14 protein-coding genes are annotated in these 16,682 nt (G+C 45.6%); 1 reads left to right on the forward strand and 13 read right to left on the reverse strand.

Features of this window, described 5'->3' with window-relative positions:
• Positions 1-38: 38 nt before the first annotated feature.
• From ABIE50_RS02540 to lptB, 7 genes are all read right to left on the reverse strand, one after another.
• Positions 39-1,520: a RagB/SusD family nutrient uptake outer membrane protein gene (locus ABIE50_RS02540; RefSeq protein WP_209856319.1), complete on the reverse strand. Its 1,482-nt coding sequence runs from the start codon at positions 1,518-1,520 to the stop codon at positions 39-41.
• A 22-nt stretch (positions 1,521-1,542) separates the two neighbouring features.
• Positions 1,543-4,713: a TonB-dependent receptor gene (locus ABIE50_RS02545; protein ID WP_209856316.1), complete on the reverse strand. Its 3,171-nt coding sequence runs from the start codon at positions 4,711-4,713 to the stop codon at positions 1,543-1,545.
• A 242-nt stretch (positions 4,714-4,955) separates the two neighbouring features.
• Positions 4,956-6,059 (reverse strand): FecR family protein, encoded by a 1,104-nt coding sequence (locus ABIE50_RS02550; RefSeq protein WP_209856313.1) that lies wholly within the window; start codon positions 6,057-6,059, stop codon positions 4,956-4,958.
• Between the two features lie 68 nt (positions 6,060-6,127).
• Positions 6,128-6,703 (reverse strand): RNA polymerase sigma-70 factor, encoded by a 576-nt coding sequence (locus tag ABIE50_RS02555; protein ID WP_209856310.1) that lies wholly within the window; start codon positions 6,701-6,703, stop codon positions 6,128-6,130.
• Between the two features lie 111 nt (positions 6,704-6,814).
• Positions 6,815-7,564, reverse strand: coding sequence for a 3-oxoacyl-[acyl-carrier-protein] reductase (gene fabG, locus ABIE50_RS02560; RefSeq protein ID WP_209856307.1), 750 nt, complete (start codon positions 7,562-7,564; stop codon positions 6,815-6,817).
• A gap of 17 nt (positions 7,565-7,581) precedes the next feature.
• A complete protein-coding gene (locus ABIE50_RS02565; RefSeq protein ID WP_142684649.1) occupies positions 7,582-9,114 on the reverse strand; it encodes a GH3 auxin-responsive promoter family protein in 1,533 nt (510 codons plus the stop codon).
• Positions 9,115-9,136: 22 nt separating this feature from the next.
• Positions 9,137-9,898, reverse strand: a complete 762-nt coding sequence (gene lptB, locus ABIE50_RS02570; RefSeq protein ID WP_142684648.1) for an LPS export ABC transporter ATP-binding protein — start codon at positions 9,896-9,898, stop codon at positions 9,137-9,139.
• Positions 9,899-10,068: 170 nt separating this feature from the next.
• Between lptB and metF the strand changes: the two genes are divergently transcribed.
• Positions 10,069-11,022 (forward strand): methylenetetrahydrofolate reductase [NAD(P)H], encoded by a 954-nt coding sequence (gene metF / locus ABIE50_RS02575; protein WP_142684647.1) that lies wholly within the window; start codon positions 10,069-10,071, stop codon positions 11,020-11,022.
• Positions 11,023-11,301: 279 nt separating this feature from the next.
• Here metF and ABIE50_RS02580 read toward each other — a convergent pair whose 3' ends face one another.
• From ABIE50_RS02580 to ABIE50_RS02605, 6 genes are all read right to left on the reverse strand, one after another.
• Positions 11,302-11,976, reverse strand: coding sequence for a porin family protein (locus tag ABIE50_RS02580; protein ID WP_209856304.1), 675 nt, complete (start codon positions 11,974-11,976; stop codon positions 11,302-11,304).
• Positions 11,977-12,054: 78 nt separating this feature from the next.
• Positions 12,055-12,729, reverse strand: coding sequence for a porin family protein (locus ABIE50_RS02585; RefSeq protein WP_209856301.1), 675 nt, complete (start codon positions 12,727-12,729; stop codon positions 12,055-12,057).
• Positions 12,730-12,774: 45 nt separating this feature from the next.
• A complete protein-coding gene (locus ABIE50_RS02590) occupies positions 12,775-13,464 on the reverse strand; it encodes an outer membrane beta-barrel protein (protein ID WP_209856298.1) in 690 nt (229 codons plus the stop codon).
• Between the two features lie 174 nt (positions 13,465-13,638).
• Positions 13,639-14,259: a porin family protein gene (locus tag ABIE50_RS02595; protein ID WP_209856295.1), complete on the reverse strand. Its 621-nt coding sequence runs from the start codon at positions 14,257-14,259 to the stop codon at positions 13,639-13,641.
• A 155-nt stretch (positions 14,260-14,414) separates the two neighbouring features.
• Positions 14,415-15,116, reverse strand: a complete 702-nt coding sequence (locus ABIE50_RS02600) for a porin family protein (protein ID WP_209856292.1) — start codon at positions 15,114-15,116, stop codon at positions 14,415-14,417.
• A gap of 140 nt (positions 15,117-15,256) precedes the next feature.
• Entirely contained in the window at positions 15,257-16,663 is a 1,407-nt protein-coding gene (locus ABIE50_RS02605) for a DUF5106 domain-containing protein (protein WP_209856288.1), read from the reverse strand.
• Between the last annotated feature and the right edge of the window lie 19 nt (positions 16,664-16,682).

Below are 16,682 nucleotides of genomic sequence, written 5' to 3' on the forward strand. Positions count from 1 at the left end.
GCAAAAGCCCCGTTCAGCGGGGCTTTTGCAGGATAATTTTATTGAAGCGGGTTTTGCACCAGATTAGGATCGAGCAATATTTCCTGCTCAGGAATAAAGTGTACCACCCTTGCATCTGTATAAGAAACTGTTTGCGGATTGGTTTGTACACCCGGGTAGTTACGGTATACATTCCGGTTGTTGCGGAACAGGTCAAATACACGGTGTGTTTCAAAGGCCAGTTCCAGGCGACGCTCATCCAGCACCACATCCAGTACGGAAGCATAGCCGTGCAGATCAGACACAGAGAACAGCGCGGCGCCGCTTAAGCCCGCCCTTTTTCGGATAGTGTTCACATCATCGATGGCGGCGGCGTTGTTGTTCAGCTTCGCATTGGCTTCTGCGCGGATCAGGTACATTTCAGCCAGGCGCAGTACTACCGGTGAGCTGAGCGTAGGCACGTTATCCTGGTTGGAATATTTCAGCACATACCATTTAGGAACTCCATTACGGGAAGCCATTACTTTCTGTCCGCCGGCATTTACGGAATCCCTGCCATCGGCGCCTTTCAGGTAAACCGCCTGCACAAAGGAATTACGGACATCGCCGGGATATTTGTGCAGCAGGTCGAGATACGACTGTGAAGCATACATTTCACCATATCCCATACCGCCCGGCGACATATAATACATAGAGCCAATAGAGGCCCAGGTACGGTCGTCCTGCAGAGTATGATGAATAGCAAAAATTGTTTCCTTGTTGTTTTCGTTGGTTTTGGTGTAGTAACCCGGAAGATCGGAAGTATTCACCAGGGTATATTGCCCTGAAGTGATCACGGAGTCGGCATAAATACGGGCAGAATCATTTCTTCCCATATAAAGATATACCCTTGCCAGTAAAGCCATAGCTCCATATTTGGTAGCATAGCTGTTGGTATTGGAGTTATCCATCAGGTCTTTTCCTTTTTTCAGATCTGCTATTATCTGCGCATATACTTCTTTTACGGTATTACGTTTAGGCATAGCAGTTATATCAAACTTTGTAACCACCGGTACGCCCAGGTTTGTTTCAGGACTTTGTGCATAGGGCCGGCCGAAAGACCTTACCAGGCTGAAATGTACAAAAGCGCGGATGAACAGGTTTTCCCCGATCATTTTATTCACTGCATCTGATTTCCCTTCCGGCATCACTTCCAGCAGTTTGTTACAACCATTGATTGCTTTATATCCTGCCTGCCATATCTGCAGCGCATTGGCCTGGTTGGTAAGGTGACCGTAAGTATAAGAATAGAAAAGTGCATCTGTGGTAGCACCGCTCAGTGCTACATCGTCGCTTGGGAATTCTCCCATCTGGAAATAATTGCGCGTAAAAGTTTCTTCTTTCAGTAACGCATAATTACCAATGGTAGCGGCCGGCCATTTCGTTTCATCTTTCAGGATATTATCATCCGGAACAGCGCTGTACGGGTCTTTCTTCAGCGAGCAGGAAGTTGCCACTGATAACAGCAGCAGCCCTGCAAAATATTTTGACATGTGTTTCATGATCATTTCTTTTTAGCTCCTGTTAAAAATTAATTTCAAGTCCTGCAAACCATTTGGTGCTGGATGGATACTTGATGTAGTTGATACCACGGTCATCTACTTCGGGATCCAGCCCGGAGAATTTGGTTAATGTCCACAGGTTATCACCGCCAACAGAAATCCTGGCGCTTCCAATATGCGCGCGGTCCAGCCAGGCTTTCGGCAGTGCATAGCTCAGGTTTACGTTTCTCAAACGCAGGTAGCTACCGTCTTCCAGGAAACGGGAAGATGGCTTATGTGAATTTTTATTTCCTTTGATCGTAAACTTTGGATGGGTGGCTATATCGCCGGGCTTCTCCCAGCGGCTCCAGTCTTTATCCAGCTGCATCATATTATAGGTATAATATGCCCCATCGTTATCCATCAGCTCACGGGTACTGTTGTACACATCATTACCCGAAACAAAAGACAGGAAGGCGCTCAGCTGGAAGTTTTTATAGGAGAAGGTATTACGCATGCCCCCGAAAAATTTGGGAGTGGCAGAACCAACTATCTGCAGGGAAGCATCGTTATAGTTGTTGGTAGTGGTTTTGCCGGTTACATTACCATTGGCATCGGTAATGAGTTTTTCCCACAGCGGATCCCCATTTGCAGGATCTACACCGGCCCATTTGCGCATATAAAAACTACGCATATCCCGGCCCTGTTGCAGGATGAAGTAGCCACTGATCGGATCTACGATCTGGCTCTTCCCGGTATACAGTTCAGTAACCCTGTTTTTATTGAAGCCGATATTAAAATCAGTGCTCCATTTGAATGCGCCCACCAGGTTATCTGTACTCAGGTTGATTTCAAGCCCTTTGTTGCGCACAGACCCAACATTCTGTGAAATATGACCGTAGCCGGCGGTAGCAGGCAATGGCACATTGAACAGGAGATCTTTGTTATCCTTCTGATATAATTCTATTGTCAGGTTAATCCGGTTAAACAATCCCAGGTCAATACCAAAGTTGGTATTGTAGGCTTTTTCCCAGGAGAGGTTTGGTACATTATACACACTCTGGTAAGCACCGGGAAAACCATTATACTGGGTGTTGATAGCATATGCCCCGATAGCTGCATAGTCGCCTATTTCAGCATTACCGGTAGTACCGTAGCTGGCTCTTATTTTCAGGTTAGTGATGGCCTTTATCTGCTTGATAAAATTTTCTTCAGATGCCGCCCATGATGCACCAAAAGCATAGAAGTTACCATACTGCTGGTTGGCGCCGAACTTTGAAGACCCATCCCTTCTGAAGGAAGAAGTGAAGTAGTATTTATAGTTGTAGTTATAATTTGCCTGTACAAAATAGGAATTAAAAGCACGGGATATTTTTGTTCCGCCTATAGACATCGGAGAAGAAGTACCATCCAATACCTCTATCCCCTGTAATACACCTTTTCCTTTTGCATTGATATCATTCAGATTGGCTTGCTGGAACTCGGCGCCCACCAATCCGTCGATGTTATGCACCTTATTAATAGTGTACCTGGCTTTCAACAGGTTGGAACTGATGTAACTGGCAGAATCCTGGTAATAATTGTAAAGGTTACCGCGGTCGTCGGTTCCTGAAGAAGTGCGCACATCACCGTTGCTTTCCTGGTTGTAGTGGTAATACTGCGCACGGTTGGTAGAGCTGAACGACAACCATTTTGTAATATCATACTCCAGTTTTACCAGTGCTTCGAGCGACTGCCTTTTGTTTTTAATATAGTTGTACTGTTGGTCGTACAGGAAATTGGTCATATCCCTGCCATACCAGGTGGCGGCTGTAAGCGGGTTTACCGGTTTGCCCTGGTCGTCGTAGGCCTTGTCCCAGGGTAAATTTGTGTAGTATTGGTACAGGGAGCTATTTGAATTATCGTGATCGGAAGTTTGTGTTCCGGCGAAATTGGCGCTGATGCGGAATTTATCGGAGATGTTATGGTCCAGGTTGAGTCGGGCGCTGAAACGCTCTATCCCGGTGCCTTTCAGGATACCGTCTTCTTTATAATAGTTTCCACCGAGATAGAACTTTGTTTTTTCATTACCTCCGCTGGTAGACAGTTCGTAATTCTGGTTGGTTGCATTCTGGAAGGCGAGTTTCTGCCAGTTGGTATTGATATTCCGGAGAGATGGATCCAGCGTGGCTCCTGCAGCTTTCTGCAAATCGTACAGTTCAGTTCCGTTCATCAGGTGGAAATGACCGGTGTTGAGCTGGGCAGTTCCTATGTTGGTGCGGAAATTCACCTGTGTTTTACCGGCTTTACCTCTTTTGGTGGTGATCACCATTACGCCGTTTGCAGCGCGGGCGCCATACAATGTGGTAGCGGCGGCATCTTTCAGAATGGTAACGCTTTCAATATCGCTGGGGTTGGGTAACCCGCCGATGATACCGTCTACCACTACCAGCGGGGAGTTGCCTGCAGTAAGGGTTCCATTACCACGGATACGGATCACAGGGGCGGAGGCCGGATCACCGGAGGTATTACCTACAAATACACCGCTCACTTTACCCTGCAGCATTTTATCCATACTGCTGGCAGTTACGTCTTTCAGCTTTGCGCCGCTTACAGCCTGCGCTGCTCCTGTAAGATTTTTGGTGGTAGTGGTAGTATATCCCATTACCACTACTTCTTCCAGTTTCTTGGTATCTGCTTCCAGCTTAACATTGAGCTCAGAGCGGCCTCCTAATGCCACTTTCTGTTGCAGGTAGCCGATATAGGAAAATACCAGCACACTGTTTTCAGAAGGCGCCTGGATGGTGAACTTACCGGTAGCGTCGGTTACGGCACCGGTGCTGGAACCTTCTACCGTCACTGTTACTCCCGGCAACGGGTCTTTGGTAGCAGCATCTGTTACATATCCCGTTACTTTTACCTGTGCCATGCCTGCAGGAGTAATTACTACCAGGTTATTTTCCAGCACGCGGTAAGTAACATTGGAATTGTTGAAGAGTTCCCGCAGTACTTCATTGATCTTTTTATCTTTCACATCAATGGTCACCGCTCTATTCAGATCAGTAAAGTTCTCGTTATAGAAGAAGCGATAATTGCTGTTGTTTTCGATGAGTTTAAATACTTCTTTCACGCTCTTGTTTTCAGCATGCAGTTCTTTTATTTTATCCTGCGCGTAAGCATTAGCGGATACCTGTAAAAAACCTCCGAAAATCAGCAGACCTGTCAATTTCATCATGAGCAAAATTTTTCGCCCGGGACATAAAAAAGCCCCCAGGTTTGCAGTGGATTTCATAAACTTGTATAGATTTTAGTTAAACGAATAATTACGGTGGCTGCCCGTCGCAAAGGCAGCCCACCATTCAGTGATTTTCGTTGATTGGGGTAAGTCGCATTACCCCAATTTTTTTAGTCCTTCATACCGGGCATGTAAATTGGTTTTACAGGTGATTGAATGATGGTTTTTCTACGCCCGGGCTATTACCGGCTCTTAAATGCTTTGTTATATTTTTCTTTCAGTTCTTCATCCAGCGCCAGGGTAACTACACCTCTGTCTATCTGGTATTTCAGTGGCGCTGTGAGTTTTAAGATGTTCAGTACCTGCTCCAGTGTTTCCTTACGGAAAGTGCCACTGAAACGGTATTCCTTCAGTTCCTGTTCTTTAAACACCACCTTCACATTAAACCGGCGTTCCATTGTTACCGCCAGTTCATCCATCGTTTGGGCGGCCACTATCCAGTTGCCATCTTTCCAGGCGGTATATATTTCTGTATTGTTCACTTCCCGGCTTTCCACAGGAGCAGCTGAGGAGCTGTCTCCCCCGGCTACAGGCGTTTTCAGTTGTTCACTATTGTTTGCTGACGATGTTTTTTTATACACAACATGTTGATGTGGTTTCATCATTAATCCGAAAGGCGTAGTGGTTTTGCTGCCGTCTATCTTCACTTCCCCGTCTACCAGCGTGGTTACCACCGTTTTATCCTCCGGGTATGCTTTTACGTTGAAAGATGTGCCCAGCGCGAGTATCCTCAGATCAGAAGCTTTTACCGTAAATGGTTTCTGTGCATTGGTATGCACTTTAAAGAAAGCCTCTCCTTCCAGTTTTACTTCCCGGCCGCGAAGGTTATACGACTGTGCATATTGCAGCTTACTGCCTGCATTCAGCCATACTTCGGTGCCATCAGACAATTCTATTTTGGTGGTAGCCCCTTTCGGGCTGGTCACCGTTACCAGTGCATCGCTGTTGCTGTCTTTTTTGCCGGAAGCCCAGGCATATACCAGGCCGCCGCCAATTAAAAAAGGTAATGTATAGGAGGCAGCCACGCGGAAATAGTATCTCCACTTGTTGATGGACAACGGCGCTTCCCCCGGCTGTAAACGATCCCAGGCAGCATTGGCATCGTAACTCCCTTCCTGTGCTGTTGCCTGCCATGCATCCCTGAGCTCCAGGAAATAAGCCTGGTTCTCCTCACTGGCATTGATCCAGTGTATCAGCGCCACCTGCTCCTCAGTGGAAATATTGCCGGACAAAAAACGTGCGATCAGGTCATCTGCCTGCTCCTGTGTATAGTTAGGCCCCATCATATAGAAAACAAGTAGTAAGACAATATTTAATCCCCTTCAGGGTGACAAGCCCGGAAAAAAAATTCAATTTATTTTAAATCCTGTTTCAAAAGGGGAAGTAATTCATCGCGCAATCTTTGCAGGGCGCGGGTCATCTGGGTTTTTACGGTGTTAATGGAAATGCCCAGGCGGCGGGAAATTTCGGGATAGCTCAGTTCTTCAAATCGGCTAAGCCGGAATACGTCCTGGCATTGGGGAGGTAATTTACGGATAGCTTTCTCTGCTATCAGCTCAAGCTCTGATTGCTCCAGCTTTGCTGCCGGCGAATGAGCCGAGGTTATACTGAAAAGGGAAATGCGGGATTCAAGTTGCTGAAGCTGTTCACTGCCGTATTGTGCGCGGACTTTATTCTGTTTGATATAATTAAGACAGTTATTCTGAACAGCGCGGTACAGGTATGCTTTTTCAGATACCTGTATGTCGAGCTCCGCATACTTTTCCCATATCTTCAGGAAAGTGTCCTGCACAATTTCTTCCGCCAGTTCATGTCTGTTTACAAAATCAAAGGCAAATGTACAGAGCGCGGCATAGTACTCCTTGAATAATGATTCAAAAGCTGGTAGCTGACGTTGTTTCCTGTTAATATTTTTACTTACTTCCTCCAAAATGTTCCTTCATCCACGAGATTGTTCACTGTGGCGAAAAGATACGTAAAGTAGGTTCAATAAAAAAACGCGGATCATGGACCCGCGTTTTAACATCTTTAACTTATTGAATTACATACACAAACCGCCACAGGTGCTGATGGTTTGCCCTGTTACATAGCTGCTCATATCGGAAGCCAGGAACAGGCAAACATTGGCAATATCTTCCGGGGAGCCGAAGCGGGCCAGTGGAATCTGGGCAATATAGTTGGCAGCACCCTCTCCTTCTTTGAGGTAGCTGGTCATATCTGTTTCTACAAAGCCTGGCGCCACTGCATTACAGCGGATATTTCGGCTACCCAGCTCCTGTGCAATAGATTTGGTGAATCCAATGATGCCTGCTTTAGAAGCGGCATAACTGCTTTGTCCGGCGTTGCCCATGATACCGATCACGGAGCTCATATTAATGATACTGCCGCTCCTGGCTTTCATCATAGGGCGTATTACCTGTTTGGTCATGTTATACACGCTCTTCAGGTTGATATTCATTACATCATCCCACTGATCAGGGCTCATACGCAGCAGCAGGTTATCTTTTGAGATACCTGCATTATTCACACAAATATCAATTTTACCGAATTCTTTCAATACATCTGCCACCAGCGATTCCGTTTCCTCATACACGCCTGCATTGGATTTGTAAGCTTTTGCCTTTACTCCCAGAGCAATGAGCTTTGCTTCCAGTGCCTGGGCTTTTTCATCGGAGCTAACATATGTAAATGCTACATCTGCTCCCTGTGCTGCAAATTTCAAAGCAATTGCTTCCCCGATACCACGGCTGGCGCCTGTTACTATGGCTACTTTGTTCTCCAGTAATTTCATGTTATAGTTGATAGGTTTTAAGCATTCATATGATTTGCCGCAAATTGCTGGATTTCTTCCAGATATTTACGGTCGTTGTTCAGCCGGGGAACTTTATGTTGCCCACCCAGCTTGCCTTTGCTTTTCAGGAACTCGCAAAAGGTTCCCTGTGGCATTACATGCATTACCGGCATATGCAAGGCAATATCCTTGTATCTTTTGGCCTCATAGTCTGAATTGATGGATTTCAGCGTGCTGTCCAGCACTGAAACAAAGCGGTTCAGGTCATCCGGCGCCACTTCAAATTCAATCAGCCATTCATGTCCGCCGTTACCATGATCGCTGAAATAAACGGGAGCTGCGGTATAATCATTTACCACGGCGCCTGTAGCCTCGCAGGCTTTGGCTATAGCAGTATCTGAATTTTCCACGATCACTTCTTCCCCGAAAGCATTAATAAACGACTTTGTTCTGCCGCTGATCTTAATGCGGTAAGGGATCAGGGAAGTAAACTGTATGGTATCTCCTACCATATAGCGCCATAAGCCGCCATTGGTGCTGATGACCAACGCATAGTTTTTCCCCAGCTCCACTTCCTGTAATTGCAGGGTTTGCGGATTTTCTTTATTCAGCTCTTCCATTGGCATAAACTCATAGAAGATGCCGTGGTTGAGAAACAGGAGTAGCCCTTCTTCTCCTATTACGTCCTGGGCAGCAAAGAAGCCTTCGGATGCGTTGTAGGTTTCCTGGTAATGCATTAAAGGATTGCGTATCAGCTTTTTAAACTGTTCGCGGTAAGGGGTGAAGCTTACACCGCCATGCATATAAAGCTCCAGGTTGGGCCATACATCGGCCAGGTTATCTGTGCCGGTGAGTTCAAAAATCCGTTTGATCAGCACAATGGTCCAGGTAGGCACCCCTGCAATAGAGGTAACGTTTTCATGGATCACGGCGTTGGCCATCCGTTCTATTTTCTCTTCCCATTCGTCCATCAGCGCTATTTCCAGGTCCGGTGTGCGGATCATATTGCCGTAAAACGGCATATTCTGGAGCATTACAGCGCTCAGATCGCCGAAATAGGAATCACTGTTTTCCGAGAGCTTATTCACCTGGTGGCTGCCGCCTATAACCAGCGATTTCCCTGTAAATACGTCAGAGTCCGGGAAATTATTGTAATAAAGGGAGATAACGTCCCTGCCGGAGCGGTAGTGGCATTCATCCAGGCTTTCTACCGTAACGGGGATAAATTTGCTTTTATCTGCCGTGGTACCACTGGATTTTGCAAACCATTTGATAGGCGTATTCCAGAGTACATTCTGCTGGCCCTCCATCGTGCGTTGTATATATGGCTTGATGGTATCATAGGTATGAATAGGCACCTGCTGTTTATACTCGTCTATCTTATAAATCTTTGAAAAGCCGTACTGCTTACCGAATTCGGTATACTGGGCCGCACTGATAAGGTTTTGGAATACCTGCTGCTGCACCTGCACGGGATACTGCATAAAATACGCAATACGCCCCATTCGCAATCTTGCCAGTTGTGATATTGCAGGACTTAAAATTCTCATATAGGATGCTGTAGAATTATTTTTATTGTTTAGCTGCTTCGTCCAGGTAATCTTTACGGCGAAGAATAAAATTCTGGCCAAGATACACTTTTCTTACCTGTTCATCGGCAGCCAGCTCTTCGGCTGATCCTGATTTCAGGATTTTACCTTCAAACAATAAATAAGCCCGGTCAGTAATGGACAATGTTTCCTGTACGTTATGGTCTGTGATCAGGATGCCTATATTTTTGTATTTCAGTTTGGCTACGATCCCCTGGATATCTTCTACGGCAATAGGGTCTATACCGGCAAAAGGTTCATCCAGCAAGATAAATTTAGGATCTACTGCAAGTGCCCGGGCAATTTCTGTACGGCGGCGTTCCCCTCCGCTTAATACATCCCCGGGGCTTTTACGCACATGGGTAAGCCGGAACTCCGACAGAAGGCTTTCCAGTTTGTCTTTCTGCTCTGCCTTCTTCAATTTCGTCATTTCCAGTACAGCAGCAATATTGTCTTCCACGCTCAGCTTCCGGAATACGGACGCCTCCTGGGGCAAATAGCCAATACCCATCTGCGCCCGTTTGTACATCGGTAGCTTGGTAATGTTCTGGCCATCCAGGTACACATTGCCTTCATCGGGCTTAATAAGCCCTACTACCATGTAGAAGGAGGTGGTTTTACCCGCTCCGTTAGGGCCCAGCAGCCCTACAATCTCCCCCTGGGACACTTCCACAGATACATGGTTTACCACCGTTCTGTTGCCGTAACGCTTTACCAGCTGGTCTGTATGTATTCTTAATGCCATATGATCAAACTTAGCAAAAATAAACAATTCATCCAGTTAGCCTAGTTATAGTTATCCTAAGATTAAAAATGATCTGATAATGATAAGGGGATATCTTATTTTTGCCGGCGTAATTTTAGCAGGAAGGCTGGCTCTATAATCCAGCCGCCGTCCGCAAAGCTTATAACTTTATGAAAGTAACTGAACATATTGCCAAGGCCAAAGACACCCTGATTTCTTTTGAAATCCTCCCTCCGCTTAAAGGAAAGAGTATTGAGTCTATCTATGATCACCTGGATCCACTGATGGAATTCAAGCCTGCGTTCATTAATGTGACCTACCATCGCAGTGAACATATGTTCAAGAAAAAGGCAGACGGATCCTTTGAAAAGGTGGAGATCCGCAAACGCCCCGGTACAGTAGGCATTTGCGCCGCCATTATGAACCATTACAACGTAGATGCGGTACCACACCTCATTTGCGGCGGTTTTAGCCGGGAAGAAACAGAAAATGCGCTGATAGACCTTAATTTCCTGGGGATAGATAATGTACTGGTTTTACGTGGAGACGCTCCTAAAAATGAAACTTTCTTTGAACCAGATCCGCACGGACACAGCTATGCCATTGAATTGCTGGACCAGGTGGCGCATATGAATAACGGTGTTTACCTGGAAGACGATCTGCAAAGCGGTGTAAAAACCAATTTTTGTATCGGCGTAGCCGGCTACCCGGAAAAACACTTTGAAGCACCCAATATGCAAACAGACCTCGCACACCTGAAACGCAAGGTGGAGAACGGGGCCGATTATATTGTTACACAGATGTTCTTCGACAACCAGAAGTTCTTTGACTTTGTGAACAAGTGCCGTGAAATGGGGATCACAGTGCCCATTATCCCGGGATTGAAGCCAATAACCTCCAGGAAGCAAATGACCATGCTGCCTCGTATTTTTCATGTAGACCTTCCTACGGATTTGTCCACAGAGATCATGAAATGCAAAACAGACAAGGATGTGGAGCTGGTGGGCACAGAATGGCTCATTGCACAGTCAAAAGAACTGAAAGCTTTCGGCGTGCCGGTGCTCCATTATTATACCCTGGGTAAACCTAAAGTAGTGCGCCAGGCTGTAGAAGCAATTATGTAGTTTATCCTAGCTCCTTATAAAAGCAGAAGGGAAGGACAAAAGTCTTTCCCTTTTTTGCTGTCTTTCATATAAAAAAAATGCCATCACGTAGATACGTAGTGGCATATCCCTATAACTGTCACACTTTTAATTATAACTGTCCAATGATCGAGGCCATCTTCCGATGGCATCTTTCGCTAATAAGACGCGGCAAACAGAAATGACCCCTATGATCTTTTAAAAAAAATAAAAAAGACTGCCATAGGAGGCAGTCTTCTGAAAAGTCCGGCTGGAATGAGATTATTTCCCGGGAAACAGATAACCGACAGATAGACCAAAGTAGCGGTGCTTTTCCAATGTTCTGTCGCTGGCACTTACATCTAAAAACCCGGAGGCATAATTTATACTAAATAATAGGCCGTTTTTAAATTCATACCCTGCCAGAAGATTAACACCCACGTCTAAGGCGTTGGCATGCAATTCTTCCAGATTGGTATTGTCTTCCCCGTCAAATTTAATCTGTCTTGATTTTTTTGTACCGGCATTATATCCCTTATAAGTAACCTTTCCTCCAACTCCATAGGCTACATAAGGACCCAACCCGGCAAAAACTTTACCACGGCCCGCTTCTCCCTTATATAAAAAATTAACAGGCAGTTCCAGGTAATTATACCGATAACTTGTAGTGGCTTCCTCGTTACCACCCATGCCCGTCATAAAAGTGTTAATGGTTTTGGTGCCTTTAACGCTGTATAACAGTGCCGGCTGTACGACAAAGCTTTTTGAAAGAGGAATATCCGCCAAAACACCTGCGTGATAGGCAGGCAGCATCCGGTCGTGAAATAATGTCATTTGAGTCTGGTCCTTCAGTCTCATATTGCCGCTTGAAAAACCAGCTTTTATTCCCCATCTTACCTGGGCACCAAGGGTTAATGAACTTAACAGGGCTACAACAATCAGAATGTTCTTTTTCATAATATAGGTTTTAAAATTTGGGCTATAGGAAACAAAAACGCGCTTAGTCAGGTAAAAAGGATGATCAATGCCTGTCGGTTACTGCCGACGGGCATGGGGAAACAAATACCCGAAAGAAATACGGAAGCTGCGATTCAGTTCCTCTGAATTATCGCGTGTGGTTACATTTATGAAGCCTAAGGAATAACCCGCGGTAAGCAGAAACCCTGGCGTAAACTCATAGCCAACCAGGAAGTTGGCAGAAACATCCACAGGGTTGGCATGAAGCTCCTTTGTATCCCCGGTAACCGCTTCACCGTCGAACTTTATCCTTTCCGTTTTTTCTTTAGTCCCATTGTCGATATAAGTAGCCTTCCCACCAATACCATAAGCCAGCGCCGGACCAAACCCCGCTACTACCTTACCCTGACCAAGTGTTTTCTTAAACAGGAAATTAACTGGCAGTTCCAGGTAGTTGTACCTGAACTTGGTTATATAGTACCAGTTACCCATTTCCGCCTGCGGACGGGTTCTGTACCCGGCAACGCTGTAAAACAATGCGGGTTGTACTGCAAACCATTTGGCCAGGGGAATGTCTGCTAAAACGCCTGCGTGGAATGCAGGCAGCATAAATTCGTTCCGGTCCGGAACATCAACAGGGTCTGTCAGTTTCACAGTGGCGCCACTAAAACCGGCCTTCAATCCAAATCTTATTTGTGCTGTTGCCATTTGAACAGACAGCAGGGCTACAACAATCAGAATATTTTTTTTCATGCGTTTTTTTAATAAAACCAATCCTGTTGACAAAAACCGTTCCCTTTACCAGTCTTCCCTGTCAAAGAAAAAACCAAGGCTGATGCCCCAATACCTGTTTTTATAATCATTATCCTGTGCCCTGTCTATATCTACCATGCCATATCCATATTGCGCACTCAAAGTAAGACAACAGTTCAATTCCACTCCTGCTATAAAATTCAGCCCTGCATCCCAACGTTGCAGATCCATGTTTGTACCAAAAATATTGGGGGATGCTTTAAAGTCCACCTGCTTGGAGCCGGATTGCACCAGTTTTGTTTCAGTGGTATAAGCGGATACACTGTAATCGCCACGTATACAATAAGCAGCATACGGACCGGCGCCAACCAGCAGCTTTCCAAAGCCTACCGGTACTTTGTATACCAGATGAACCGGCAATTCCAGGTACTTTAATTTCAATTTTGTGGTACCCGAAGTAAACAGGTTAAGGGGATGGGAAACAGCATAATTCAGTCCCGCGCCCTTTTCCATATAGCTGACGCCGGGTTGCAGGTAGCCGTTTTTAAACAAGGGTATGTTTGTATATAAACCTACCCTCCAGCTGTTTATACGTTTGGTAGCCGGCGCAAAACCACTCCCGGACGACTCCAGCCCGGTGTTGATATAGCCGCCGCGAATACCTAAACTAACCTGTGCATGTGAAGTTACTGTAACAAAAAAAAATGTTACAAAAAGGAGTGTAAAAATTTTCATTAGTGGTTCGGTACTAAAAGGATTATTAATATCAAATCGACATTACTTATTTTGGGGAAAAGGTCTAATGCTCAGTCGGTTACTTAAGAACGAAAATAAGCAAAGGTTTTCATAAAAATAAAAAACCACCCGGAATTCCCGGGTGGTTAATAAAAAGTTCACTTGAAGTCCGGATTATCTGCCACCAAATTTATAGCCTACAGACACCCCGAATGAGGTATTTTTAAAGCTACGGTCATTGTCTGTATTATCAGCAGTATTTACCAGGCCAAGGCCGGTATTAAGGCCAAAATACAGTCCCATCGGCATTTCATAACCTACATTGATTCCTAATCCGGCATCAAACCTCTTTTGTTTCAGTACAGTGGCTTCATCATCATATACATCTAAATCACCCAAACCGGTGTCTTTAATTTTTCCTCCTAAACCATAAGCCAGGTAAGGACCTGCAGATAACACCAGTTTGCCTGTACCCACTTCCGGTTTAAACATAAAATGAACCGGCAATTCCAGGTACGATAATGTGGTTTTCACATCCGTATCCTTGTTTTTGCCTCCTTTGCCCGAATAAAGTAATCCTGTTCCGATATAAAATTCATCCGCCAGCGGGATATCCACTGTAACCCCAGCCCTGATACCCGTGAGGAGAGAGCTGGTTTCCTTCCCACTGTTTAAAACAGCATTTTTGGCAGTAATGCTCGAAAACTGCGGTCCTGCAACAATACCCCATTTAGCCTGGCCAAAAGAAAGACTTGCTACCAGTAATGCGGCTGCAGATAATAATACCTTTTTCATGTGTGATGTAATTTGAATGATTGAGGAAAGCGATACCCACAGGTCCGGTATCGCTTTCCTGATTTTTTTGATTGCCAACTAATGAATAAACCTGTTTTTTGCTTGCTTGCAGTTATTACAATTTAATCCTGTAATTGTTTGTTCCACATTCACAGTTATTTTCCTCCGAATAAATAACCGACTGATACACTGAACACACGGTTTTTACTCTTATCGTCTGTACTATTGTCTTCACCGGAATTCACCTTGGCAAAACCTATCCCATATTGCGCAGAAATCAGGAAGTTACTGAGTTCCGCACCAATCTGCACGTTACCACCCCAGTCGAAACGTTTCATTTTGTTATATGCCGTGTTCGGATCATTGTTAAACGGGGTATCATCATCCCACTTAATGCTTTCTGAACCACTGGCATGTACACCGGCAATAGTGGTTTCGTACTTCTGCTTACCAGCTACGCCAAATGCAAAGTAAGGACCCACACCGGCAAAGAGACTGGAGCTTTGTCCAATTGGCAACTTAGCCACGAAGTTCAGCGGGATCTCAATGTAAGAGGGGTTTATGGTGTACTTGGCGTAAGGGTTCACGGTAGAATTGTTCTTATCCCCGGTTTCCAGTTTGGTACCTTTGGTTGTATAAAACACCCCGGGCTGGAAAGACAAAATCCTGGGAACTAAGGGTAAATCTGCAATGGCACCCACATTAAAACCGGATAATGAACGACTGTCTTTTGTATTTCCGGAGTTATCATAGGTGATGTTGGAGAGGTTCCAGCCGGCTTTAATCCCAACTCTTGCCTGAGACATAGCCGCAATGGAAAAGGTTAACGCTGTGAATGATAATAAGATCTTCTTCATAATGTTTGGTTTTAAATGTTTGGTTTTATGGTCCGCTAAACCTAAAGCCAAAGACTATGCCAAAGGAATGTTAAACCTAATTAACTGACTGATTATCAATATAAATCGAGGCGCATATTCTACGTTCTACACTCCTATTTCTACATCCTGGCCGCTGAATCTTTTGGGGCAACCCTGTCCAAAAACTCCTGCAATTGCTCTACACCCAATCTTTTTGCAACTATCTTTTTCTTTTCGTCCAGCAAATAAACCATCGGTGTGCTGTAAACATCATAAAGCCGACGGTAGTTTGTTTCGGCCTCCGGATCTGAGCCATGTATCCAGCCTTTGAGATGATGTTCCTTAATAAACTGCAGCCATTCCTCCCTGGTGCCCTCTGTTTTAACTCCAATCATAGCTACGCCCCTGCTCTTCCAGCTGGCGTTCCAGGCGGAGTCGAGGCGCGGGATCTCTGTTTTGCAATGTCCGCAGGTAGGGTCCCAGAAAACAAGCACGGTAAACCTGGCGGGCGTTTTATAAAGGGAAAGCGGCCGGGCTGCGGTATCTTTAAACTGTAGCGGGGCGGCCTGACGTCCAATCAGGTTGGGCGCCATAGTGTATGCCCTGTCCACAATTTTATTGAGCTGCTCGTCATTCAGCCAGAAAGCTTCTCCCGGTACATAATATTTCTCCACAAGATGTACAAAAACCGCATCCATTCCCATGTAGGGCGAGCTTTCATAGTTATAGGTAAGCCACCAAAGCACAAATTTAAAAACCTCTTTGCTTTTGCGGGTGCGGGCAATCATCGCGTCGCAGTCTACAATAATAGAATCCGGGTGCACGGGGACCAGTTGCGTGAAATACTTTTTCAGCTTGCCTTCCAGGATAGGCGTTCTTACCAGGCGGTCGCTTTCCAGGTCCACCTCATCCCAGTAATGACTTTTAAAATAGTGATAGGCAAACAGGGAATCCGCTCCTACCGGCTGCTGCGGTACTACAGGCTCCTTCATGGCCAGGAAAATAGTACTGAGGATATTACCGGGATGCTCTGCAATAAAGCCTGTTCTGAATTCCTGGATCTTTTTCCCCAGTTCCTGCTGCAGTGGTTGCACTTTTGCGGAATCTGCCGCCGTACGGGCTGCTTGCAGCTGCTGCTGGATACTCCGGCTCAATGTTTCCTGTTTGAACAGGAATTTGTTGTAGGCCAGGAATCCTTCATTGTCAGGGCTGCCTTTATACACCGTTTTATTAACGAGATCGCTGGTATCGATAGCGACACTGAAAACCTGTTGTTTATCTATCAGGGTTTCTATGTACTGCTGTTTACCGGGCAATACCAGCAGGTAAATACCAGGTAACAGTTTCTCCCTGCCTTTCAGCACCACCTCTCCTGCCGGGCTTACATCTGCAGAGTCGGCCAGGTAGGTGGACCTGCCCATGTAATGCGCCAGGAAAAATTTCCCGCCGGTGAAGTTTTTCAGCTTTACTGAAATCTGGTACCCCTGCGCCTGCAGGCTAAATGCCCCCATCAGGGCCACAATCAGTAGTGCAAATAATCTACGCATAATGTTTGAAAGCAATATG

Origin of the sequence: Chitinophaga sp. OAE865, assembly GCF_040546735.1 — a bacterium.
Classification (GTDB): domain Bacteria; phylum Bacteroidota; class Bacteroidia; order Chitinophagales; family Chitinophagaceae; genus Chitinophaga; species Chitinophaga polysaccharea_A.